This is a genomic window from Corynebacterium liangguodongii (genome assembly GCF_003070865.1).
GTDB lineage: Bacteria > Actinomycetota > Actinomycetes > Mycobacteriales > Mycobacteriaceae > Corynebacterium > Corynebacterium liangguodongii.
In genome coordinates this window covers 2,258,970-2,281,583 of the sequence record NZ_CP026948.1, presented here as the reverse complement: position 1 = coordinate 2,281,583, position 22,614 = coordinate 2,258,970, and the positions used below count along the sequence as shown (strand labels likewise).

The 22,614-nt window shown below is 66.1% G+C and carries 21 protein-coding genes and 1 rRNA gene; 14 read left to right on the top strand and 8 right to left on the bottom strand.

The window, feature by feature from the left end:
- Positions 1-4 precede the first annotated feature (4 nt).
- Together C3E79_RS10840 and C3E79_RS10835 are read right to left on the bottom strand one after the other, a co-directional pair.
- Complete coding sequence (locus C3E79_RS10840; protein WP_108404912.1) at positions 5-943, bottom strand: universal stress protein; 939 nt, start codon at positions 941-943, stop codon at positions 5-7.
- Positions 944-989: 46 nt separating this feature from the next.
- Positions 990-1,484, bottom strand: coding sequence for a MarR family winged helix-turn-helix transcriptional regulator (locus tag C3E79_RS10835; protein ID WP_108404911.1), 495 nt, complete (start codon positions 1,482-1,484; stop codon positions 990-992).
- Between the two features lie 135 nt (positions 1,485-1,619).
- On the opposite strand from C3E79_RS10835, the gene C3E79_RS10830 reads away from it, so the two are divergent.
- From C3E79_RS10830 to rplI, 7 genes are all read left to right on the top strand, one after another.
- Positions 1,620-1,982, top strand: a complete 363-nt coding sequence (locus C3E79_RS10830) for a DUF5318 family protein (protein ID WP_108405183.1) — start codon at positions 1,620-1,622, stop codon at positions 1,980-1,982.
- Between the two features lie 194 nt (positions 1,983-2,176).
- The gene (locus C3E79_RS10825; protein ID WP_108404910.1) at positions 2,177-4,369 is read left to right on the top strand and encodes a transglycosylase domain-containing protein; all 2,193 of its coding nucleotides are present in this window, start codon (positions 2,177-2,179) and stop codon (positions 4,367-4,369) included.
- Between the two features lie 145 nt (positions 4,370-4,514).
- Positions 4,515-5,867, top strand: a complete 1,353-nt coding sequence (locus tag C3E79_RS10820; RefSeq protein ID WP_108405182.1) for a glycosyltransferase family 87 protein — start codon at positions 4,515-4,517, stop codon at positions 5,865-5,867.
- Complete coding sequence (locus C3E79_RS10815; RefSeq protein ID WP_108404909.1) at positions 5,864-6,061, top strand: hypothetical protein; 198 nt, start codon at positions 5,864-5,866, stop codon at positions 6,059-6,061. The genes C3E79_RS10820 and C3E79_RS10815 overlap by 4 nt, the downstream gene beginning before the upstream one ends.
- Positions 6,062-6,200: 139 nt before the next feature.
- Positions 6,201-6,488: a 30S ribosomal protein S6 gene (gene rpsF / locus C3E79_RS10810; RefSeq protein ID WP_179948287.1), complete on the top strand. Its 288-nt coding sequence runs from the start codon at positions 6,201-6,203 to the stop codon at positions 6,486-6,488.
- A 54-nt stretch (positions 6,489-6,542) separates the two neighbouring features.
- On the top strand, positions 6,543-7,124 hold the full coding sequence (locus C3E79_RS10805; RefSeq protein ID WP_108404907.1) for a single-stranded DNA-binding protein: 582 nt from the start codon (positions 6,543-6,545) through the stop codon (positions 7,122-7,124).
- A 77-nt stretch (positions 7,125-7,201) separates the two neighbouring features.
- Positions 7,202-7,654, top strand: coding sequence for a 50S ribosomal protein L9 (rplI, locus tag C3E79_RS10800; RefSeq protein WP_108404906.1), 453 nt, complete (start codon positions 7,202-7,204; stop codon positions 7,652-7,654).
- Positions 7,655-7,872: 218 nt separating this feature from the next.
- Here the strand turns inward: rplI and C3E79_RS10795 are convergent, their stop codons facing one another.
- Both C3E79_RS10795 and C3E79_RS10790 read right to left on the bottom strand, forming a co-directional pair.
- Positions 7,873-8,577, bottom strand: coding sequence for an AAA family ATPase (locus tag C3E79_RS10795; RefSeq protein WP_108404905.1), 705 nt, complete (start codon positions 8,575-8,577; stop codon positions 7,873-7,875).
- On the bottom strand, positions 8,577-9,284 hold the full coding sequence (locus C3E79_RS10790; protein ID WP_179948347.1) for an AAA family ATPase: 708 nt from the start codon (positions 9,282-9,284) through the stop codon (positions 8,577-8,579). The genes C3E79_RS10795 and C3E79_RS10790 overlap by 1 nt, the downstream gene beginning before the upstream one ends.
- Before the next feature lie 437 nt (positions 9,285-9,721).
- On the opposite strand from C3E79_RS10790, the gene dnaB reads away from it, so the two are divergent.
- Positions 9,722-11,188 (top strand): replicative DNA helicase, encoded by a 1,467-nt coding sequence (gene dnaB, locus C3E79_RS10785; RefSeq protein ID WP_108404904.1) that lies wholly within the window; start codon positions 9,722-9,724, stop codon positions 11,186-11,188.
- Here dnaB and C3E79_RS10780 read toward each other — a convergent pair.
- From C3E79_RS10780 to C3E79_RS10770, 3 genes are all read right to left on the bottom strand, one after another.
- Positions 11,185-12,444 (bottom strand): MFS transporter, encoded by a 1,260-nt coding sequence (locus C3E79_RS10780; protein WP_235840669.1) that lies wholly within the window; start codon positions 12,442-12,444, stop codon positions 11,185-11,187. The two genes, dnaB and C3E79_RS10780, sit on opposite strands and share 4 nt — an antisense overlap.
- A 157-nt stretch (positions 12,445-12,601) precedes the next feature.
- Positions 12,602-14,821: a heavy metal translocating P-type ATPase gene (locus C3E79_RS10775; protein ID WP_108404902.1), complete on the bottom strand. Its 2,220-nt coding sequence runs from the start codon at positions 14,819-14,821 to the stop codon at positions 12,602-12,604.
- A gap of 36 nt (positions 14,822-14,857) precedes the next feature.
- Complete coding sequence (locus tag C3E79_RS10770; RefSeq protein ID WP_108404901.1) at positions 14,858-15,058, bottom strand: heavy-metal-associated domain-containing protein; 201 nt, start codon at positions 15,056-15,058, stop codon at positions 14,858-14,860.
- A gap of 236 nt (positions 15,059-15,294) precedes the next feature.
- On the opposite strand from C3E79_RS10770, the gene trxA reads away from it, so the two are divergent.
- Positions 15,295-15,672 carry a thioredoxin gene (gene trxA, locus C3E79_RS10765; RefSeq protein ID WP_108404900.1) on the top strand — a complete coding sequence of 126 codons (378 nt, stop codon included), beginning with the start codon at positions 15,295-15,297 and terminating at the stop codon, positions 15,670-15,672.
- A gap of 131 nt (positions 15,673-15,803) precedes the next feature.
- On the top strand, positions 15,804-16,601 hold the full coding sequence (locus tag C3E79_RS10760; protein ID WP_108404899.1) for a PspA/IM30 family protein: 798 nt from the start codon (positions 15,804-15,806) through the stop codon (positions 16,599-16,601).
- A gap of 19 nt (positions 16,602-16,620) precedes the next feature.
- On the opposite strand, the gene C3E79_RS10755 is transcribed toward C3E79_RS10760, so the two are convergent.
- Positions 16,621-17,889 (bottom strand): NYN domain-containing protein, encoded by a 1,269-nt coding sequence (locus C3E79_RS10755; protein WP_108404898.1) that lies wholly within the window; start codon positions 17,887-17,889, stop codon positions 16,621-16,623.
- 220 nt (positions 17,890-18,109) lie between these two features.
- On the opposite strand from C3E79_RS10755, the gene C3E79_RS10750 reads away from it, so the two are divergent.
- From C3E79_RS10750 to C3E79_RS10735, 4 genes are all read left to right on the top strand, one after another.
- Positions 18,110-18,484 (top strand): GntR family transcriptional regulator, encoded by a 375-nt coding sequence (locus tag C3E79_RS10750; protein WP_108404897.1) that lies wholly within the window; start codon positions 18,110-18,112, stop codon positions 18,482-18,484.
- Positions 18,481-19,314 (top strand): ATP-binding cassette domain-containing protein, encoded by an 834-nt coding sequence (locus C3E79_RS10745; protein WP_108404896.1) that lies wholly within the window; start codon positions 18,481-18,483, stop codon positions 19,312-19,314. The genes C3E79_RS10750 and C3E79_RS10745 overlap by 4 nt, the downstream gene beginning before the upstream one ends.
- 1 nt (position 19,315) lies before the next feature.
- Positions 19,316-20,398, top strand: a complete 1,083-nt coding sequence (locus C3E79_RS10740; protein ID WP_108404895.1) for a hypothetical protein — start codon at positions 19,316-19,318, stop codon at positions 20,396-20,398.
- A 510-nt stretch (positions 20,399-20,908) separates the two neighbouring features.
- Positions 20,909-22,428 (top strand): 16S ribosomal RNA (locus tag C3E79_RS10735).
- Positions 22,429-22,614 lie beyond the last annotated feature (186 nt).

Sequence of the window (22,614 nt, the reverse complement as noted above, 5' to 3'; positions counted from 1 at the left end):
GATCCTAGGCCGTCGGCAGCGGCACGATCAGCGTCGGCGCGGGGCAGTAGCGGAGGAACTCAGAGGTAAGGGGGCCGCTAAAGACGCGCTTGAGTTGGTTTTTCGGACGAAACGCGAGGCATGCGAGATCGCCCTTTTTCCACTTCACGGAGTTCACGGCGTGCTTCCAACCGCGGCCCGAGGCGACATCGAGCTCGACGTCGAGGTCCTCGGCGGTCCCGGCCGAAGCCTCGAACACGAGGTCACGCGCGAGGTCAAGCTGGCCGAGGGCTTCTTCGAACCATGCGGCGGTGTCCTTCGGGTTGTTGATGTTGGCGTCGAAGTCCGACCCCGTCAGGCACTCCGGCAGCACGGCCAGCAGACGCAGCGGCACCCCGATCCTGGCCGCGAGGCGCCCGGCCTCGGCGAGCCCGGTGGCGTGCGCGAAGCCGTCGCGGTCTAAGAAGACATAGGTCACGCGGGTGACGCCCTTCTTGGAGAGCTTGGGGCCGCGCGGGGCGATCACAAGGGGCCGCGCCGTGGCGTCGATAAGCATGCCCTTGGATTTATAGGCCTCGTGGTCGACGAAGATCATGCCCGCGTCGAAATCGTCGACGGCCTCAACGAGCGAGTGGGCGCCGCTTAACGACGCCACAATGCGCGCCCCGGTGCCCGCCACCTGGGCACCGGGGAGATATCCCTGCAGTGAGTCCTCGGCCTGTGCGATAAGCGCCTCCGCTTCCCGCCGGAGCTTCTTCGCCTTTTTGCCCCCGCCCGAGGCGGCGGATTTCCACGCCGACGGGGCGGCCGCGACCGCCTGGACGGTGACGGGGAGGGATTTCCCCAGCCACCCGGCGACCTCACAGGCGGCGTCGCTGTGCTCTTTCCAGATGGCGATGGCCCTCAGTGGGCTGTCGCCGTCGACAGCCCACGCCAAGTCCGGAGAGTAGTGCGAAAGTGACATGCGGGTTACCTGTGGTTGAAGTAAAGGTAACCCTCATCATAGGGGCTTAGTGAGCGGAATCCGAATTCCGGTCGTTGACGTAGTGGTCGGCCAACGTGTTGATGATGTCGGCCGCCTCGTCGAAGCGGCGCAGCTCTTCCTCCGGCAGCGTGCCGAGCATCTCGGCGAGGTACTTCGTGCGCTCCTCGCCCACGCGCAGCAGCTCGGCCTCGCCCTGCGTGGTGAGCTGCACGCTCACCCCGCGCCGGTCGGCGTCGTCGCGCACGCGGGTGACAAGCCCGCGCTTCTCCAGCTGGTTGACGGTGTTCGAGGCGGTGGGCATGCGCACCCCCTCGGCCTCGGCGAGGCGGTTGATGCGGCACGGCCCGTCGTGTTTCAGGCGGGTCATGATGGAGAGCTGCGGGCCGGTGAGATCGGATTGGTGCGCCGTGCGGAAGTACATTACGTACAGGCTCGTCGCGGCCGGACGAATGCGCTGCGCGATAGCGTAAGGGTCGGGGGCGGGTGGCGCGGCGGGATCAGTGGGCTCGTTATGGTCCATTCGTTCCTCAGGGTTCTTGCGTCGTTGTGTGCTCCGACTTTACGGAGTGAAAACTAACTCTCACGAAGTCTAGCACCAGCGCGACCGGCCGCGGACCCTGTTTGCGCCGGGGGTGAACCGGGTAGCATGTCGCCCGTGTTCGACTACAGCCACGAGATATCCCACGAGTGGCAGCGCCGCACCACCCTGAAGCGATTCCGCGCCGGCCTCGTGCGCCGCGAGGCCATCTGCGACGCGGACTTCCTCCTGTGCGCCGCGGCGCGCTACCACGGCACGGACGCGGCGCGCCCGTGCCCCGTGTGCGAAGAAACCATGCGCAATGTCTTGTGGATCTACGGCGAAGACCTCGGCCGGAGGTCGGGGACGGCGCGCAGCGAGGCCGAGATCGACGATATCGTCCACGAGGTCGGCCCGGTGAGCGTCCACACGGTGGAGGTGTGCCTGAATTGCCGGTGGAACTACCTCCTCAAGGAAGTCACAGCAGCACCAGTAGTGTGATTTGGTGGCCGAGGAAGTATCCTGTCCCCTAGCAAATTGTCCAGTTTGTACGATCCTTGGCCCCGCCTGAGCAGTGGGCGGGGCCAAGGTTCGGTGGCGTAACGATGGCGTAGGGAAAGCACGTGTCAAAAACAGTTGATGTCGCAGGCGGATCGGGAGCCTCCAAGCCCAACAGGACCGCAGGGAGCAGCCAGGTGGCGCGAGGCGCCCGGAAAAGCTCCCGCGTGCGGCAGTGGATCTTGGCCATCGTGTTGTTTATCGCCCTCCTTGCGGCGATCCCCGCGGCGTGGTTCGTCTGGCAGTACACGCGGGCGGAGATTCCGCAGCCGGGAGAGATCCAGACCGCGCAAATCTCCAACATCTACTTCTCCGACGGTGCCACCGAGCTGGCCCGCACGGTGCCCGCCGAGGGTAACCGCGTGCAAATCCCGCTCGAGGACGTGCCCGAGGGTGCCCAAAACGCCGTGATCGCCGCGGAGGACAGAGACTTCTGGACCAACTCCGGCTTCTCTTTCACTGGCTTCGCACGCGCCGCGATCGGCCAGCTCACCGGCAACCCATCGGCCGGCGGCGGCTCGACGATTACCCAGCAATACGTCAAGAACGCGTTGGTGGGCAACGAGCACTCCTACGAGCGCAAGGCCAAGGAGCTGGTCTATTCCATCAAGATGACCAATCAGTGGAAGAAGGAGGATATCCTCTCCGCCTACCTCAACACGGTCTACTTCGGGCGTAACGCCTACGGCATCGAGGCCGCCTCCCACGCCTTCTTCGACAAACCGGCCTCTCAGCTCACCGTGGAGGAGGCCGGCGTGCTTGCCGCTTCGATTCAGCTGCCAAGCCAGCTCGATCCGTGGAACAACCGGGAGGGCGCCGAAGCGCGCTGGAATTACGTCATGGACGGCCTCGTGGAGATGGGGGAGATGGCGCCGCAGGAGCGCGCCGGGCTGATCTACCCCGAGACCCGTGACCCCGCGACCTATTCGGCCTACACCGAGGCGACCGGCGCCAACGGCCTGATCAAAAACAAGGTCATGGAGGAGCTCCAGACCATCGGCATCACCGAAGATGACGTGACCAACCGCGGCCTGCAGATCACCACCACCATCGATCCCGCCCTCCAGGCGGAGGCGGAGGAGGTCTCGCGCAACCGGCTCGCCAGCCTGCAAGAGGACGCGCGCGCGGCCGTTGTTTCCATCGAGCCGGGCACGGGCGCGGTGCGCGCCTACTACGGCGGAGACGACCCGAGCGGCTGGGACTACGCCGGGGCGGGCCTGCAGACGGGCTCGACGTTTAAGATTTTCGCGCTCGCCGCTGCGCTCCAGCAGGGTATCCCGCTTACCGCGACGTTCGATTCCTCCCCGGTGACCCTGCCCGGCGGGATCACGGTGACGAACTGGGACGGTGGCGGCGGCGGAATGCTCACCATGCAGGACGCGACGCGCACCTCGTCCAACACAGCCTTCATGCGCATCCAGGACGAGCTGGACAACACCACCCAGGACACCGCCGACATGGCGCACGCGCTGGGCGTCGCCCGGTCCATCCCGGGCATCCCGGTGACCCTGCGCGAAAACGGCGGGCAGCCCTACGAGGGCATCGTCTTGGGCCAATACCAATCCCGCGTGCTCGACATGGCCACCGCTGTGGCGACGCTGGCCAACCGGGGCTCGCACCACCCCACCTACTTCGTCGAGCGGGTCGTAGATGCGCGCGGCGAGGTGCTCTTCCAAATGGACAACACCTATGCCGAGCGCGCCGTCTCCCAGCAGGTCGCGGATAACGTCTTGCAGGCCATGCAGACGGTCGTGGGCTATTCGAACGCTTACCTCGCCGGGGGCCGGCCCGCCGCAGCCAAGACCGGCACCGCCCAGCTGGGCGATACCGGCAACAACAAGGACGCGTGGATGGTCGGGGCAACCCCGCAGCTCTCGACCGCCGTATGGGTAGGCACCGCTGACAACACGACGGCGATCTTCAACGAGTGGGGCGGGAATATGTACGGCTCCAACACCCCGGCGCGGATTTGGAAGGACGTGATGGACTTCGGCCACGAGGGCAAGGAGGTCGAGCCCTTCCCCGAAGCGACGCCGGTCTACTGGGGCATTAACCCCTATGGTGGGGGAACCAGCCTGGGCGGCTCCCAGTACTCCGGCAGCTACTCCGGTTACTCGAACGGCTACGGCACGGGCACTGGGAACGGCACCGGCACCGGGAACGGCACCGGCACCGGGGAGGGCACCGGCACGCAGGGCGCAAACCCGCAGCCCGCCCCCGCGCCTGGCCCCGCTCAGGCTCCCGCCCCCGCGCCGGCGCCCGCTCCGGCTCCGGCCCCGCCGCCGGTTCCGGATCCGGTGCAGGACTTCCTCAACGGCATCCTCGGGTAGGCAGTCGGACGTGTCGCACGGAGTGGAGAGCCCGGCCCGGCCGATCGTGGGCTCGCGCGGGGTGTGGCCGGCGGCGCGTGGGCGCGTCCAGCCTGGGAAGACGGAGCCGCTGGCGCGCGGGTTCGTGGAATTCCTCGGCGGCCCGATGGGGCGCTTCGCCCCGCTCGGTCGGGCGGCGTGGTGGTCGCCCCTGCGGGCCCTGCTTGCAGTCTCGTGGGTCTTTCTGGGCTTCGCGGCGCTGGCGAAGGCGAACTGCGCGCTAGGTCGCCCCGATGACTCCGGCGTGCTGCGCCTGAACTGGGATGGCAACCGGCAGTACACCTCCTTTTGCTACAACGACATCGTCCCGCTCTACGGCGGCCGCGGGCTCGACCGCCCCGGCTTCGTCTACGACTTCTCGTGGGTCGAGGGCGATCTCACCCGGTACATGGAATACCCGGTGCTCGCCGGGATTTTCCAGAACATCATGGGTGCCATCGCGCGCAATACCTACGCCGTGGCCGATCGCATCCTTCCCGATGTCGGGTGGTATTTCTTCCTCACCGCTCTCGTTATGTCCGTGCTGTGGGTGGCCACGATTCGGATGGTTGCAGAGCTGGCGGGAAACCGCGTGTGGGACACCGTGCTCGTGGCGGCCTCCCCGCTGGTTATCATGCACGCGTTTACCAACTGGGACATCCCCTCGATCTTCCTTGCCGTCTCGGCTCTGCTCGCCGCCCGAAACCGGCGGTTCTGGTTGGCCGGGGCCCTCATCGGGTTAGGCACCGCGTTTAAGCTGTGGCCGTTGTTCGCCCTGGGCGCCTACCTCACGCTCGCGATCCGCACGCGCCGCTTCGCGCCCTTTGCCCGGATGGCTGCCGCCGCGGCGGCGACATGGGTGGTGGTCAACGCGCCGGTCTACCTGCGCAACCCCGATGCGTGGGGGGAGTTCCAGCGGCTCAACACGGAGCGCACGTGGGAGTGGACCACCATCTACGCCGTCGCATCGCGGGCGTTCGGCTGGTCCGGCTTCGACGCCGCCGGGGCCACGCCGACGATCCTCAACACGGTGACCCTTCTGCTCTTCGCCGCCGGGTGCGTGACCACCGCCGCGATCGGCTTAGCCGCCCCGCGGCAGCCCCGGGTCGCCGAGATCTTCTTCCTCACCGTCGGGTTTTTCCTGCTGTTCAACAAGGTCTGGAGCCCGCAGTACTCCCTCTGGCTCGTCATCCCCGCGGTGCTGGCGCTGCCGCGGTGGAGGCTTCTCGCCGCGTGGATGAGCGTGGACGCGCTCGTCTGGCCGATCCTCATGTGGCACATGCTCGGGGTGGACAACAAGGGGCTGCCCGGGGAGTTCCTCAACCTGGTCGTGATCGCGCGCGACGCGCTCATCGTCGCCATGATGGTGCTCGTCGTGCGGCAGATGCTCGGGCGCGAGAGGGACAAGGTGCGCGAGGCCCACGCCGGGTGCGACCCGCTGCTCACCCGCCCTGAGGATTGGGAGGTGGCCGCCAGGTGAGCGGGGCAACCGTGTGGGCGATCGCCTCGATCGTGGTGGGTTTCGCCCTGATCGCGGCGAGTTTTCTCGCGGCGAGCGCGGCGCGCCGCCCGAGGCTCGCGCTGGGCTTCGGCATCGCCGCCTTCCTCTTCGTCACCGTCATCCCCACCGTCCTCGCGGTCTTCGTCGCTGCGCCGAACCCGGCCGCGGGGTAGGGGAGGCGTCGTTACGCATTTTGCCCTGTCACCAGCGTGTTGTAGGCTAGCGGGGTTGCTTGACGCAACGACCCTCCTGCCATCGCCAACCCCGGCGGTGGCCGAAACCATAGACAGACCATAGGAGGTGATGAGGTCCGTGCGTCACTACGAAGTCATGATCATTCTCGATCCGCAGCAGGAAGAACGCACCGTTGCCCCGTCCCTGGATAAGTTCCTGGAAATCGTCCGCAAGGACAACGGCACGGTGGAGAAGGTTGACGTGTGGGGTAAGCGCCGTCTTGCCTACCCGATCAACAAGAAGGAAGAGGGCATCTACGCCGTCATCGATCTCGATTGCGCCGCAGACACGGTCGCCGAGCTCGATCGCGTGCTCAACCTCAACGAGGGTGTCTTGCGCACCAAGGTTCTGCGCACCGACAAGTAAGAGCGGATAGGCTCGTTACCAGCTAACGGTCACATCTCGAAAGGTCCAAGGAACATGGCACAGGGAGACACCACCATCACCGTCGTCGGCAACCTCGTTGCCGACCCCGAACTGCGTTTTACCCCCAACGGCGCCGCCGTGGCGAACTTCCGCGTCGCCTCAACGCCGCGCACCTTCAACCGCGAGACCAACCAGTTCGAAGACGGCGATGCGCTGTTTTTGACCTGCAACGTCTGGCGGCAGGCGGCGGAGAACGTCGCGGAATCCCTGACCAAGGGCATGCGCGTGATTGTCACCGGCCGCCTGAAGCAGCGTTCCTACCAAACCCGCGAGGGGGAAAACCGCACCGTTTTCGAGGTGGAGGTCGACGAGGTCGGCCCCTCCCTGCGGTATGCCACCGCGAACGTCACCCGCACGCCGCGTGAGGGTGGCTCCGGCGGTTACGGCGGCGGCAACCAGGGCCAGGGTGCAGCGCCCAGTAACCGGGGCGGCTTTGGCGGCGGAAACTCTGGCGGTTTCCCCGGCGCCAACTCGGGCCAGCAGGGCCAGGGCGGCCAGCAGCCGCAGAACGATCCCTGGAATTCCGCGCCCCCGGCAGGCGGGTTCGGCGGGATGGACGACGAGCCACCGTTCTAAAGACTCCCAAGGCGCTATCCCTAGCGCTCCCCCCCACTACGTCCAACTTCAGTTCAACACTAGGAAGGTTAGGATTCATGAAGCTGATCCTCACCGCTGCCGTTGACAACCTTGGCGAGCCCGGCGACATCGTCGAAGTCAAGGATGGCTACGGCCGCAACCTCCTGCTCCCGCGCGGGCTCGCCATCGTGGCCACCCGCGGCGCAGAGAAGCAGATCGAAAACATCAAGCGTGCCCAGGCCGAGCGCCAGGTCCGCGACCTCGACCACGCCCGCGAGCTGCGCGACCAGCTTGACCAGCTCACTGGCGTCGAGGTGAAGGTCCGCACCGCATCCAACGGCAAGCTCTTCGGCTCCGTGCAGGCGGGCGACATCGCCGACGCGGTCAAGGCCGCCGGCGGCCCGACCCTGGACAAGCGCCGCATCAATGTGCCGAAGGGTCTCGTGACCAAGACCGGTGGCTACCAGGTCAAGGTGAACCTCCACGACGCCGTGGAGGGCAAGGTGAACTTCAAGGTCGTCGGCGCGTAACTCGCCGCTTGACGACGACCGCGTGAACAGCCGCGGTCCAGCGACAACAGCATCCCGGTGATGGGCCCCACTTGTGAGGAGTGGGGCCCATCACCTTTTCCTGCGGCGGCCCCGGCGCTGTGCAAAGGTTGCGCCATGGCCTCGAACTTCAACAACACTCCCGCCGCGTCCTTCATCTCCGGTGCGTGGCTGGTCTCGCGCGGCACTGCCACAAACCGCTAGGGGCGGGTGACGTCGATCATGAACTCGGCGACCGCTACCGGGTCGTCGAGGAAATCGCGCATGGCCCGAAAGGCCGTCGTCTCCTCCAGGCCCATCCCGCAGGTCATGGCCTCACGCGTGATCTCAATGATGTGGGCCTCCGGCAGGCCCAGGAGGATTGGCGAGTGGGTTGCCATGATGATTTGCGCGCCGTCGCGGGCGAGCCGGTGCAGGATCGCCATCAGCGCCATTTGGCTTACGGCGGAGAGCCCGGATTCGGGTTCGTCGAGGATGTAGAGCCCGTCGGAGACGAAGGTGTCGACGATGGCGAGGACGGATTCGCCATGGGAGCGGTGGTGGAGGTTTCCCGCGAGCAGCTCGTGGGCGCCGAGGCTGGTTGCCTGGGCAAAGTGGGCGTCGGCACGCAAGAAGTAGCCCTGCTTCGCGCGCGGCGTTTCGGCGACGAAGGCAGCCTCGTATAGCGCGTCGGGGGCTCCGGCCCTAGACACGCCCCACGTGCCACCGGCGGTGCTAAAGCCGTAGCCTCTGGCGATTGCCTCAATCAGCGTTGATTTCCCAACCCCGTTGTCCCCGGTGAAGATGGTGGCCGGGTGGGAAAGGTCGATCTCCCCGCGCTCGAGTAGGTGGGAGACGGCCGCGACGTCGAAAACCCACGGTTCCGCCCGGGGGTTCTCCTGCGCGCGCAGCGCCCTGATATACATCACGGCGCGGTAAGGTACCGGACCGTGCCGGCGGGATCGGAGATGAACTCGGAAAAGCCCTCCACCGGGTCGCAGTCCGCGAAGGCGACCGGGCGGATCCCGTCGTCGTCGACGTGGAGCAGCTGGGCCCCGGGGATGCCGGCCAGAATCGGCGAGTGGGTTGCCATGATCACCTGTGCGCCGGCGTCGGCGAGGTGCCAGAGCGTGCCCAGGAGCTCGAGCTGCGCGAAGGAGGACAGGCCGTCCTCGGGCTCGTCGAGGAAGAGCAAGCAGGCGGGGGAAAAGCGGCGCCCGATGAGGCGACGGAGGCCTTCGCCGTGGCTGAGCTGGTGGAGCGAGCCGAGCTGGGGATCGGTGATGCTCTCGTAGTAGTCGGCCAGCGCAGCGTAGGTCTCCCCGCGGAGAAAGAACACGTCTCGCGGGTTGTGCGAGCGGGTGAGGGTGAGGCTGCGCCACAGCGAGGAGACCGACAGTGGTGCGGTTTCGAACCGCGCGTTGCGCGAGCCCCCTTCGGGGTTGGCGTGGCTGGCCACGGCGAGGGCCTCGACGAGCGTGGACTTGCCGGCGCCGTTGCCGCCAGTAAAGATCGTCACCGGCGCGGTAAGGCGCAGCGGGCTGCGGGCGAGCGAGCGCACGGCAGGCAGGTCGGCGAGGTAGCCGGTTGGCTCCTCGGCGAGGCGGGCCTGGTCAATAAACACGGCCCACATGCTACCCCGCGGTGCGTTGAGGGGGGATAAGGTTTTCATCACCTGTGGGAACGGTTGTGGATAAGCCCTTGCTTGGCGACGTCTCCCCCGCGCCGCAGCGGCTTTACTAGCGCCCGCGGGGGCCGGAGTCAAACCGGCTGGTAGCCGATTTATTCACCGCCCCTGCGCCCGGGCCGACCGTGAATATAACAGCGTCTAGCTGGGTGTATGTGCTGACCGCGCGGGCCGCGCAGGGGGGTTATCCACACGTTGTCCACAGCACGGGCGGGTGCGGTGGGTACAACGCGTCGCGCTTTGACAGGGTTGTCCACAGCCCCTGTGGATAGCCTTTCGGCCGATGCCTCCACGGCGGGGCCGCGGGGCTAGAATCGTCAGCGCAACGCCGGCCGGAGGAGGCCGGGCAGCGCCCAGTGCGGGCAGAGACGGGAGGGTGTGCGATGGCAGGTGGAAACGAGGCCGCGAGCTTCGACGACGCGGAAGACTACCCCCTGCCGCCGGAACCCCTCGATGACTTCGGGGGTGGCCGCGGCGCAGGGGGGAGCACGCGGTCGAACGTCAACGGCGCGCGGGGAGACCTTCGGGAGTACCGCACGCCGCCCCACGACGAGCGGGCGGAGCGCGGCGTGATCGGCGCGATGCTGCTGAGCCCGGACACGGTCATCGACGTCATCGACCAGCTCGATGACGGCGATTTCTACTACCCCGCGCACCAGAGGATCTTCCGCGCGATCATCGAGCTGTACTCCGATGGCTCCCATATTGACGTCCTGATCGTCGCGGGCAGGCTCGACCGCCTTGGCCAGCTCGAGTCGGTAGGCGGGGCGCCCTACCTGCACACGCTGATCTCGGAGGTGCCGACGGCGGCGAACGCCCGCTACTACGCCCAGATCGTCAGCGAGAAGTCGCTCATGCGCAAGCTTGTCAACGCAGGAACCAACGTCGTCCAGCTTGGCTACGAGGGCGAGGACGGCATGGAGGTCGAGGCGCTCGTCGACCTCGCCCAGCAAGAGATTCTCAAGGTAGACAAGAAGCGCGCCTCGGATGACTACCGGGTGCTCTCGGATCTGCTCAAGCCCACTATCGATGAGCTCACCGCGATAGCCAGCGGGGGCGCGCTCGAGCAGGGTGTGCCGACGGGCTTTATCGACCTCGACAACCTCACGAACGGCCTGCACGCCGGGCAGATGATCATCATCGCGGCGCGCCCTGGCGTGGGTAAGTCGACACTGGCGCTGGATTTCATGCGGTCGTGTTCGATCAACCACGGGAAGACCTCCGTGATCTTCTCCCTGGAGATGAGCGCCTCGGAGATCATCATGCGCATGCTCTCCGCGGAGACGGAGATCAAGCTCTCGGCGATGCGCGCCGGGCAGATGGAGGAGGCGGACTGGGAAAAGCTCACCTCGCGTCTCACGGAGATCCAGGACGCGCCGCTTTTTATCGACGACTCCCCGAACCTGACGATGATGGAGATTCGTACAAAGGCGCGCAAGATCAAGCAACAGCACGGCCTCGACCTCATCGTGCTCGATTACCTGCAGCTTATGAGCTCGGGGCGCAAGGTCGAATCTCGCCAGCAGGAGGTCTCCGAGTTCTCGCGCCAGCTCAAGCTGCTTGCAAAGGAGCTCGAGGTCCCGGTGATCGCGATTTCCCAGCTCAACCGTGGCCCCGAGGCGCGCACGGATAAGAAGCCGCAGCTAGCTGACCTCCGCGAGTCCGGTTCGCTCGAGCAGGATGCGGACATGGTGTTCTTGCTCTACCGCCCGGATTCGCAGGATCGCGACGACGAACGCGCCGGGGAAGCCGACATCATCGTGGCCAAGCACCGCGGCGGGCCGATCGACACCATTCCGGTGGCCCACCAGCTGCACTACTCGCGCTTCGTCAACATGGCCCGCGGCTAGTCCAGCGCCTTGCCTTTCTGCTCGGGCAGCGCCAGCGCCGCGGCGCAGGCCAGGGCGAAGGCGGCGGCGAAGACCCCGAACACGGCGACCTGGCCGCCGAAGGCGAGCACGGGCGGAACGATGAGCGGGGCGATGATGGAGCCGATCCGCCCGAAGGTGGCCCCGGCGCCCGTGCCGGTGGCCCTGACGTGCGTCGGGTAGAGCTCGGGGCCGATGGCGTAGAGCGCGCCCCACGCCCCGAGGTTGAAAAACGATAGCAGGCATCCGGCCGCGATGATCTGCCACTCGGCCGCGGACAACCCGTAGGCCACCGCCCCTAAGGCGGAGCCGGCGAGGAACACAAAGAGCGTCCTGCGGCGCCCCCACGGCTCGATGAGCCACGCCGCCGCCGCGTAGCCCGGCAGCTGCGCGAGGGTGATGATGAGGGTGAAGGTGAAGGACTTCACCAAGGTATAGCCCTGGGAGACGAGCAGCGAGGGGATCCAGATGAAGGCGCCGTAGTAGGCGAGGGAGACGCAGAACCACACGGCCCAAAACGCCAGCGTGCGCTGCCTCAGCGCCCGTCCCCAGATGCCTCCTTCGGTGTGCTCGGGCGCGGCCTCCGGCCCGGTCGGGGTATTCCCGCGCTCGCCGCCGAGGGCGTTACCGGCCGCGGCTTCGAAGGAGGCGACGATCGCCTCGGCTTCGTCGTGGCGGCCCTTGGATTCGAGGAAGCGCACGGATTCGGGCAGCCCGAGGCGCACGACGATGGCGTAGACGGCGGGGACGGCGCCGAGTACGAGTCCCCAGCGCCAGCCAGCGTCGCTCTGGGCGACGATGAAGGTGCCGATGGCGGCGGCGGCGATCCAACCGAGCGCCCAGAAGGCCTCGAGGATCACGACCATGCGCCCCCGGACACGCCGCGGAGAGAACTCGCTGACCAGCGTCGAGGCGACGGGAAGCTCCCCGCCGAGGCCGAGGCCGACGATGAAGCGGAAGACCATGAGCGCCCCGACCGAGGTCGCCAGCGCGGAAGCGCCCGTGGCAACGCCGTAGATGAGCAGGGTGGCGGCGAAGACCTGGCGGCGCCCGATCCGGTCGGCGAGCAGCCCGCTTAGCGACGCCCCGATGGCCATCCCGATAAAGCCCACCGAGGCGATCCAGGAGGTCGTCGACTTATCCAGCTCCCAGTGCACGGCGAGCGCGGCGATGATGAAAGAGACCAGGCCGATGTCCATGGCGTCGAGCGCCCAGCCGATCCCTGAGCCGATAAGCAGGCGGCGGTGCTTGGATGTGACCGGGAGTGCGTCGAGCCGCTGCGTGCGGGTCGGCGCGGCCGCGGCGGCACCGACTGCCTGCGGAGTGTGAGGAAGGTGAGAATTCGATGTCACAGTGCGAAATGCTACACCCGCTCGGCCGCGCGGCAGGAGCATTTTATGCGGGGCGAAAGCCCCTCAGGCGCAGCGAGTTTGCGACGACGAAGACCGAGGAAAAGGCCATGGCCGCGCCCGCCAGCATCGGGTTGAGCAGCCCGAGCGCGGCGATGGGGATGAGCACGACGTTATAGGCGAAGGCCCAAAACAGGTTGCCCTTGATCGTGCGCAGAGTGCGGCGGGAGAGGCTGATCGCGTCGGCGACGGAGGTGATTGATTCGCCCATGAGCGTGATGTCGGAGGCCTCGATTGCCGCGTCCGCGCCCGTGCGCACCGCGATGCCGAGGTCGGCGGCGGCGAGCGCGGCGGCGTCGTTGACGCCGTCGCCGATCATCGCGACGCGCCTCCCCTCGCCTTGCAGGAGCTCGATCGCTTCGACCTTGCCCGCGGGCAGGACGCCGGCGGTGACGTCGGGGGCGTCGATGCCCACCGCAGCCGCCACGGCGCTCGCCGCGCCGGGGTTGTCTCCGGTGAGCAGGTAGGGGCGCAGGCCCAGGCCGCGCAACCTCTCCACCGCCTCTGCGGAGCTGGCTTTGAGCGTATCGCTCACGGTGATGATCCCGGCGAGTGCCCCATCGACGCCGACGGCGACGGGCGTGGAGCCGGATTCTTCGGCGGCCTTGTATGCTGCCTCGAGCTCTCCGAGGCCGGCGGCGGCCTTGCGCGGCCGGCCCACCGTGACCTCGCGGTTGTCCACGCGCGCGGTGACGCCGAGGCCGGCGGTGCTGGAAAACTCGCTCGCCTCGGGGTGGGAGGGTGCGGCGCTGACAATCGCGCGGGCGATGGGGTGCTCCGAGCCGGACTCCGCGGCTGCGGCCACGGCGAGGACCTCGTCGCGGTCCCAGCCGGGCGCGGGGTGGATGTCTGCTACCCGCATCTCGCCGGTGGTCAGGGTGCCCGTTTTATCCAGCACCACGGTGTCGACCTGGCGGGTCGATTCGAGCACCTCAGGGCCCTTGATAAGGAGCCCGAGCTGCGCGCCCCGGCCGGTGCCGACGAGGATGGCCATCGGGGTGGCAAGCCCGAGCGCGCACGGGCAGGCGATGATGAGCACGGCCACCGCCGCGCGGAAGGACGCTTCGGCGCCGTTGCCGGCGAGGAGGTGGCCGGCGAGGGAGACGAGGGAGACGGCGATGACCACGGGGACGAAGACCCTGGTGATGCGGTCCACGAGCCTCTCGACGGGTGCCTTGCCCGCCTGGGCTTGGGTGACGAGGCGAGCGATCTGGCTAAGCACCGTGTCCTCGCCGACGCGGGTGGCGCGCACGACAAGGCGACCGGAGGTGTTGAGCGTCGCGCCGGTGACCTGGGACCCCGGCGCCACCTCCACGGGGACGGTCTCGCCGGTGAGCATCGAGGCGTCGACCGCCGAGGTTCCCGCGCAGACCTCGCCGTCGGTGGCGATCTTCTCGCCGGGGCGGACGACGAACTGGTCGCCGACCGCGAGGCGGGCCGCGGGGATGCGGGCTTCTGTGCCGTCTCTGAGCAGCGTTGCTTCTTTGGCCCCGAGGTCGATGAGTTCGCGCAGCGCCTTGGAGGATTCCCCCTTTGCGCGGTGTTCAAACCAGCGCCCGGTGAGGAGAAGGGTGATGACCACGCAGACGGTCTCGAGGTAGATCGGCTCTCCCGGGGGGCCGAGGAAGAGGGCCCAGAGGGACCACAGGTAGGCGGCCGTGGTGCCGAGGCTGATGAGCGTGTCCATGGTGGCTGCCCCGTGGCGCAGGTTTTGCAGCGCGGCGGTGTGGAAGGTCGCCCCGCCGGCGAAGTACACCAGGGTAGCGGCGGCGAGCGCGGCCCACTGCCAGTTGGGGAAGTGCAGGGCGTGGATCATGGACACCGCGGCGACGGGTACCGTGATCGCGGCGCACCATGCGGCGGTGCGGCCGAGGTGCGCGGTGGCGCGCTCCCGGGCGTCGTCAAGCGGGCTCGACTCGCGCGGCTCGCGTGACGACGCCGCGTGGCCCGCCCCGGAGAGCACAAACGCGTCGTAGCCGGCGCCGCGGACGGTCTCGATGAGCCGCGCGGTCTCGGTGAGCTCCGGATCGAAGTCGATCGAGGCTGTCTCGGTGGAGAAGTTCACCGTCGCGCGCACGTGGTCGAGCTTGTTGAGCTTGCGTTCGATGCGCGAGGAGCACGACGTACACGTCATGCCTGTGATCCCAAGCTCGACGTGCGCGATATTCGTGGGTCCGGCGGGCCCGGGTACGGTCGGGGAAGTCATGGCGCCAGTATACCCCATGGGGGTATGGAGCGGCCCTTAGGTGAGGCGGTATCCGGCCTCGTGGACGGCCTTTTCCACTTCCTCCGCGCTGAAGCCTTCGCCGGTGACCTCGAGGCGACCCGTGGTGTGGTCCACCGCAACGTCCTCGACTCCGGCGATGGCCCCGACCTCTTCGGCGACGCTGGCCTCGCAGTGGGTACACGTCATGCCCTCGACGCTAAATTGGCGCACTGCCATGGGGATGTCCTTTCCGCTGTGTTGTGCTGTGTTTTTGGGACTCTCTACAGTCCCCGTGAGCTGCGGCGAGCTTCGCTTCGCCACCGCCATACTAGACGCCGGCGACGGTCCCCGGACGGGCCAGGGAATAGGGGTGCGGGCGGGTTGGTTGGAACAAGACGAGTACCGGGCGTGGGGCCGACCTACGCCCGGGCGTGACAATCGTTTACGACAAGATACCCGGGGAGTTTTTCTCAATGGCAACCATCAACGTCACTGAAGACACGTTTGAGAGCACCGTCACCGCCGAGGGCACCGTTATTGTTGACGCATGGGCGCAGTGGTGCGGGCCCTGCAAGGCCTTCGCTCCGACGTTTGAAAAGGCGTCCGAGGAGCACCCGGACGTCACGTTTGCCAAGCTCGACACCGAGGAAAACCCGCAGGTCTCCGCCGCGCTCGAGATCCAGGCCATCCCGACGCTGATGGCGTTTCGCGATGGCATCATGGTCTTCCGCCAGTCCGGTGCCATGCCGCCCGCCGCGTTCGAGGATGTGATCGGCCAGATCAAGGCGCTCGACATGGACGATGTGCGCCGCCAGCTCGCAGAGCAAAACGCAGAGCAAAACGGTGAATAAGGCACGCCCCGCACCGACATCGGGATCCCGCGCCGCCTCCCCCGGCCTAGCCACATCCGGGGGGAGGCGGCGCGGGATTTTTCAGTAAGCTCGGCCTCAGTCACACCCCCGATGAAAGGACTTTATACGCCATGGCGAACCCGTTTACCAAGGGCTGGAAATACCTCATGCAGTCTTTCGACTCCAAGATTGAGGAAAACGCCGACCCGAAGGTGCAGATCCAGCAGGCCGTTGCCGGTGCCAAGCAGCGGCACGCCGAGCTTAGCCAGCAGGCCGCCACCATCATCGGCAACCGCAATCAGCTGCGGATGAAGCTCGATCGCCTGTTGGCGTCTCAGGAGGACCTGCAGGACAAGGCCCGCACCGCGCTCCAGGCGGCCGACGCCGCGAGCGCCGAGAATGATGCGGAGAAGGCGCAGCAGTTCAACTCCACCGCCGAGGTCATCGCCTCCCAGCTTGTCTCCGTCGAGCAGGAGCTCGAGCAGACGAAGCAGGCCCTGGCCTCGGCCGAGCAGGCGGCGGAACAGGCGAGCCAGAAGCAGAAGGAATCCGAGGCCAAGCTCCACGAGCAGCTCGGCCAGGTCAACGAGCTAGAGTCGCAGCTCGACCAGGCGAAGATGCAGGAGCAGACCGCGGCGACGATGGATACCCTCAACCAGTTCGGCGGTAGCGACGACGTGCCCACCCTCGATGGGGTGCGCGATAAGATCGAACGCCGCTACGCCCACGCCCTCGGCGCCCAGGAGCTGGCGAAGGGTTCCATGACGGACCGGATCTCCGAGATCGAGTCCGCTGGTACCGACGTCGCCGCATCGAGCCGGCTCGCGGAGATCCGCGCCTCGATGGGCAAGGCCGCCCCAGCCGGTGAGCTCACCGAAGCCCCCGAGGCTCCCGAGGCCGACGCGCCAACGGCGGCCGAGGAGAAATAGGCCCCGAGGGGGAGCCTGCCTAGCGCCGGTGGATGTTGATGAGCACCCCGCGAATGCCCGAGTGAAAACCGTCGCGTAGGTTCACGCGCTGACTCTCGCTGAGCGTGTATTCGTGGAGGGTCTCGCAAGCGAACTGCAGCAGCGGCCGGTCGATCTCCGGCGGCAACCCGCCGCCGGAGAGCATGTGGGCCTTATCGCGCTGCTCGGTGGAGGCGGCGTTGTCGTACCACCACGTCGCGTACTGCTGGCCGACGTCAAACGGCGTTTGGAACCCGGCCGAGGTCCAGACCTCTTCGGGCAGCGGCACGTAGCGCGAGCGCAGCTTGCGCCGCGGCGCCATCATCGACGGCTTCGGGGCCGGCTTGGTATCGGCCAGGTCGAGCGGCGACGGTGCCCCGCGGTGACGTCCCCCGGCCTTGTTGGCGACGTTGGTCGCCTCCACCTCGGCCTCCGAAGGCTCGTCGCACTGGTCATCTCGCTGCCCCTCCGCCTGACCCCTTGCGTGGTCCTTGCGGCCGGCCGCCTGGGGCTGGGCGGGCTGGCCTGCGGGTGCGGGCTCGCTCGGCCCCGCCTCGTGGCCCTTCTCGGGCTGGCCCGAGGGGCTATCTGCGGCGGGGTCCGATTCCTCCTGTGCCTGGAGCGGTTCGCTGCCGAGCCCGGGAACCGTCGTGGGCCCCTGGTCGCCATCGAGCGGCTCTGCGTCCCCGATCGGGCGCTCGCGGAAGACGGGCGGGAAAGGGCCCTCCAGGACCTGGAGCTGCATCGCGTCAGCGAAGTCCTCGCGCGGGTCGAGGATTGTCGTGGTGTCGCAGGCGTGGCGCAGCGCGGAGGACATCGAATCCCAGCCGAAGCCGTAGAGGTGGACGAGGATGCCGCGGTTGCTTGCCTCTTCGACCCCGGGGATCATGTCGGCGTCTCCGGAGACGAGGACGAAGTCGGTGAACTGCCCGCGCGTGGCGTTGACGACGAGGTCCGCAACGAGGCGCGTGTCCACCCCTTTCTGGGTGCGGCGCTCACCCCACTCGATGAGCTGCCCGGTGCGTAGCTGCACACCGTCGCAGGTGCGCAGTGCCCGCTGGTAGCGGTGGGGGCCCGAGTCGGGGATCCCGTCGTACCAGTACTGGCGGTGGATGGGTTGGTGGAGTTGGTGGGTGATCATGGCCCCGAGGGATGCGACGACCTCGGGGAGGTCAATTTCTAACTGTGCGCGGGCCCCAATCTCCCACGAGTTGTAGAAACTCGCGAGCAGGTATGAGGTATCGACGAACACGAGTGTGCGTTCAAGCATGGCTCCTAAATTCCGATTCTGTGGTTCTAATTTTCGTTTACACCAACCAGTCTGCCTTATCACCGCCCCATCAGTCACGCTCGGGGGCGTTGACCTGGGGAGGAAGCGATTGGCGTCCGGTTCTCTCCCTACAACGCATGGCGTTGACCATTCGTTCCCCCGGTTGTATGGTTAGTTACACGGCTAACTAACCAACTAGCCGCCAGACGAAAGGGGAGGCATGAACGCAGACGTCGAGCCGCTGTTCATCCAGGTCTCGCGCTTCATCCAGGACCTCATCGTGGATGGTTCGCTTCGGCCCGGACAGCGCGCTCCATCGACCAACGAGCTCGCCGCCTTCCACGAGATCAACCCGGCGACCGCGCGCAAGGGCCTCGCATTGCTTGTCGACGCCGGGGTGTTGGAGAAGCGCCGCGGGGTGGGCATGTTCGTCACCGAAAACGCCAGGGAGACCATCGTGGGCGAGCGCCGCCGCAACTTCGCCGGCGAATGTGTCGCCCCGATGATCGACGAAGCGGTGCGCCTCGGCTTTAGCCGCCAGGCGCTCCACGACCTGATCAACCGAGTCGCAGAAAGCAGGGGAATGTACCAATGATCACAGCCAGAAACCTCACGAAGAGCTACCGGAAGAAAGACGTGCTCACAGGCGTCGATCTCGACCTTGAGGCGGGCGGGATCCACGGTTTGCTCGGGCGCAACGGCGTGGGTAAGTCGACGCTGCTGGGGATCATCGGCGGGCAGATCAAGGCGTCGTCAGGCGAGCTGCGCGTCTTCGGTGAACAACCGTGGGATAACGCCCGCGTCATGGACGCCGTGGCGTTGACCGGCGTGGATACCCCCTACCCCGGGGCGTGGAGCGGGGCGGCGATCCTGGAAGCGGCGGGGTTGCGTTATCCGCGCTGGGACGAAGACGGCGCGCGCAGCCTCGTCGACGACTTCGCTCTCACCGGCGCGCTCGAGACCCGCTATTCCTTCATGTCGCGCGGGCAAAAGGCGATGATCGGCATCGTCGTCGGGCTCGCTTCCTGCGCGCCGCTGACGCTTCTCGACGAACCCTACGTCGGCCTTGATACCCACAACCGCCGAGTATTCTACGAGCACCTGCTGGCCATGGGCGAGTCCGGCCGGACGTTCATCGTGGCCACGCACCACGTCCACGAATCGGCGAAGGTGCTCGATTCCTTCCTGATCTTGGGCCGCGACGGCCGAATCGCGCGCCACTGCAACGCCGCCGACGTGGCCGACGAATACGTCGTCCTCTCAGCGCCCGCCCTACCCCGCATCGACGAAGCGCTCGACCTGCGCGGCTCGGCGGGGCTCCAGCGCGCGCTCGTGCCCCGCAGCGCCGCCGCGGGCGTGGGTGTGGTGCGCAAGGACACCGCCGATCTTGACGACGTCATCGGCGCCATGCTGGAGGCGAGCTAGAATGACCCACCTTTCCTCGTCTTGGCGGCTGTGGAAGCTGCAGTTTCTCTCGGGCGGAGCTCCGCGGGCTATCTACCGCGTCCTCACGTTGTGCGGCGGCACCCTGCTAGCGGCGATCTTCCCTGTCGTCTTCCCGGTGTGGGGGCCCGCTGTGGCTGCATTCATCGCGGTCCCGATGCTGATCCAGGCCATCGCTCCCACCGAGGGTGAGTACCGTGCCTTCGGCATGAATGCGAGTCGAACGGTGTCCCACCGCGCGCTCACGGTGGTACCCGTGGCGCTACTCGTGGCCGGCTACCTCCTCCTCGGCCACGGCATACCTGGCTTGGCGGGCGCCGGCGTGGCGCTAGCGATGGGGGTGGTGCTCATCGTGAGCGAGCTGACCTCGCTCACGCGCCCGGCGTATGCCCGGGCGGCTACCCGGCTCGGCGGGAGCCACGGCGGCTTCGCGTGGCGGGTGCTCGGGCGACGAGCCTTGATCGTGGTGGCGGCAACCGGAGCGGCGAGCGCCGTCGTGGAGGCACTCGCTTATACGGTTCCATGGGAGTGGGCAAAAGCCGGGATGCACGCTGTCGTACCTTTTGTCTTCTGGATGGGGCTAGCTGGCGTGCTCGCAAACGGCAGGATTGCCTGGGCGTCGTTCGGGCTCACCCGCCGAGCGATGCTTCGCGTCGTGGCGACGACAGCCGTGACCGCCAGCCTGCTCATGGCCGCCATCTTCGGCGCTGGCCTCGCAGCGCTCTCTCTCCTCGGTTGGCTACCCGCCGAAGTCACTGCGATGTTCGTTCTCCGCGTCACGGCTCTTAGCACGTTGATCGGCCTTGGCGTCTCGCTCGTGACGGCCCTGGCTGGGGGAGAGGCTATGTGGCTGGGTATCGCGCTGGGGATCTTCGCAGCAAACCCGATGCGCGACGCCCTCGCGGGCGAGCTGGCGGTGTCGGCATACGCGTGGTTTTCCGGTGGCTTTGCGCTCCTGTGTGCCGTCATCGTCGCAGCCCTTACCTGGGCGGAGCTCACCGGTCGTCGCACACCGTGGGCGCGCACGGGAAGCGACTACTTCGGCTCAAAGCCCAGCACCGCTTAAAGGCCCCTTATCCGGGCTTGAAACCCTTTGTGTGCTGGGGATTTGTGTTGGTGTGGTGGGGTGTGTAGGTTTATCTGAGTCAGCGAGACCGACAGCGCCCCGCTCACTGGTTGTGGGTGTGTGGCGGGTAGGAAAACGATCGCTGGAAGCTGCTGGTGTGTGGGCCCGTGTTGTGGCTTGTGTGCTGGTGTGCGTGTGTTGTGTGAGAACTCGATAGTGTGCCAATGTACTTTTTTGTTTTGTGTGTGCGTGGTTGATTGTTGGTTGCGTGCTGTGGCTGCGTGCTCATGCTTTGTGTGTGGGTTGTGGTGTGTGCTGGTGGTGGTGTCGTGAACTTTTGATGGCGATGCTGCTTGTGGCTGCACTTGTGTGTGGTTGTGGTGCGTGGTTGATTGTTGGCTGCGTGAATGGAAAGATTGTTTGGCCTTCCCTGTGATGTTGTTGTTGTTGTGGGGTTGGTTTTTGGTTGGGGTTGGGCTTTTCACGGCCTGATGTTTCTGCTGAAATGTTTTTGTGGAGAGTTTGATCCTGGCTCAGGATGAACGCTGGCGGCGTGCTTAACACATGCAAGTCGAACGGAAAGGCCACAGCTTGCTGTGGTACTCGAGTGGCGAACGGGTGAGTAACACGTGGGTGATCTGCCCTGTACTTCGGGATAAGCTTGGGAAACTGGGTCTAATACCGGATATGACCACTTTTTGGATGGGGTGGTGGAAAGCTTTTGCGGTATGGGATGAGCTCGCGGCCTATCAGCTTGTTGGTGGGGTAATGGCCTACCAAGGCGTCGACGGGTAGCCGGCCTGAGAGGGTGTACGGCCACATTGGGACTGAGATACGGCCCAGACTCCTACGGGAGGCAGCAGTGGGGAATATTGCACAATGGGCGCAAGCCTGATGCAGCGACGCCGCGTGGGGGATGACGGCCTTCGGGTTGTAAACTCCTTTCGCTAGGGACGAAGCGTATGTGACGGTACCTGGAGAAGAAGCACCGGCTAACTACGTGCCAGCAGCCGCGGTAATACGTAGGGTGCGAGCGTTGTCCGGAATTACTGGGCGTAAAGAGCTCGTAGGTGGTTTGTCGCGTCGTTTGTGTAAGTCCATGGCTTAACTGTGGGACTGCAGGCGATACGGGCATAACTTGAGTGCTGTAGGGGAGACTGGAATTCCTGGTGTAGCGGTGAAATGCGCAGATATCAGGAGGAACACCGATGGCGAAGGCAGGTCTCTGGGCAGTAACTGACGCTGAGGAGCGAAAGCATGGGTAGCGAACAGGATTAGATACCCTGGTAGTCCATGCCGTAAACGGTGGGCGCTAGGTGTGAGTCCCTTCCACGGGGTTTGTGCCGTAGCTAACGCATTAAGCGCCCCGCCTGGGGAGTACGGCCGCAAGGCTAAAACTCAAAGGAATTGACGGGGGCCCGCACAAGCGGCGGAGCATGTGGATTAATTCGATGCAACGCGAAGAACCTTACCTGGGCTTGACATACACTGGATCGCCGCAGAGATGTGGTTTCCCTTGTGGCTGGTGTACAGGTGGTGCATGGTTGTCGTCAGCTCGTGTCGTGAGATGTTGGGTTAAGTCCCGCAACGAGCGCAACCCTTGTCTTATGTTGCCAGCACGTGATGGTGGGGACTCATGAGAGACTGCCGGGGTTAACTCGGAGGAAGGTGGGGATGACGTCAAATCATCATGCCCCTTATGTCCAGGGCTTCACACATGCTACAATGGCCGGTACAGCGCGTGTGCGACACTGTGAGGTGGGGCTAATCGCTGAAAGCCGGTCGTAGTTCGGATTGGGGTCTGCAACTCGACCCCATGAAGTCGGAGTCGCTAGTAATCGCAGATCAGCAATGCTGCGGTGAATACGTTCCCGGGCCTTGTACACACCGCCCGTCACGTCATGAAAGTTGGTAACACCCGAAGCCAGTGGCCTAAACGTGTTAGGGAGCTGTCGAAGGTGGGATCGGCGATTGGGACGAAGTCGTAACAAGGTAGCCGTACCGGAAGGTGCGGCTGGATCACCTCCTTTCTAAGGAGTTTGTTTTTTGTGTCATCTGCTGGCCCTGTGGGTTGGTGGGTGTGTGGTGGTTGAGTGGCCGTGTGTGTTGCTGCCACCTTTTTTGAAAAAAATTCCAGGTGGATGCGCATCACCCCCCTGTTTTAGTGTGGGGGTTGTGGTTGTGGTGTGTGGCTGATGGTTGGTTGCGTGCATGCA

Coding starts and splice junctions, on each gene's coding strand:
- C3E79_RS10820 (WP_108405182.1), top strand. CDS start 4,515: ATGGGGCGCTTCGCCCCGCTCGGTCGGGCGGCGTGGTGGTCGCCCCTG.
- C3E79_RS10740 (WP_108404895.1), top strand. CDS start 19,316: ATGACCCACCTTTCCTCGTCTTGGCGGCTGTGGAAGCTGCAGTTTCTC.
- C3E79_RS10750 (WP_108404897.1), top strand. CDS start 18,110: ATGAACGCAGACGTCGAGCCGCTGTTCATCCAGGTCTCGCGCTTCATC.
- dnaB (WP_108404904.1), top strand. CDS start 9,722: ATGGCAGGTGGAAACGAGGCCGCGAGCTTCGACGACGCGGAAGACTAC.
- trxA (WP_108404900.1), top strand. CDS start 15,295: ATGGCAACCATCAACGTCACTGAAGACACGTTTGAGAGCACCGTCACC.
- C3E79_RS10745 (WP_108404896.1), top strand. CDS start 18,481: ATGATCACAGCCAGAAACCTCACGAAGAGCTACCGGAAGAAAGACGTG.
- C3E79_RS10835 (WP_108404911.1), bottom strand. CDS start 1,484: ATGGACCATAACGAGCCCACTGATCCCGCCGCGCCACCCGCCCCCGAC.
- C3E79_RS10760 (WP_108404899.1), top strand. CDS start 15,804: ATGGCGAACCCGTTTACCAAGGGCTGGAAATACCTCATGCAGTCTTTC.
- C3E79_RS10795 (WP_108404905.1), bottom strand. CDS start 8,577: ATGTATATCAGGGCGCTGCGCGCGCAGGAGAACCCCCGGGCGGAACCG.
- C3E79_RS10755 (WP_108404898.1), bottom strand. CDS start 17,889: ATGCTTGAACGCACACTCGTGTTCGTCGATACCTCATACCTGCTCGCG.
- C3E79_RS10840 (WP_108404912.1), bottom strand. CDS start 943: ATGTCACTTTCGCACTACTCTCCGGACTTGGCGTGGGCTGTCGACGGC.
- C3E79_RS10775 (WP_108404902.1), bottom strand. CDS start 14,821: ATGACTTCCCCGACCGTACCCGGGCCCGCCGGACCCACGAATATCGCG.
- rplI (WP_108404906.1), top strand. CDS start 7,202: ATGAAGCTGATCCTCACCGCTGCCGTTGACAACCTTGGCGAGCCCGGC.
- C3E79_RS10805 (WP_108404907.1), top strand. CDS start 6,543: ATGGCACAGGGAGACACCACCATCACCGTCGTCGGCAACCTCGTTGCC.
- C3E79_RS10790 (WP_179948347.1), bottom strand. CDS start 9,284: ATGTGGGCCGTGTTTATTGACCAGGCCCGCCTCGCCGAGGAGCCAACC.
- C3E79_RS10770 (WP_108404901.1), bottom strand. CDS start 15,058: ATGGCAGTGCGCCAATTTAGCGTCGAGGGCATGACGTGTACCCACTGC.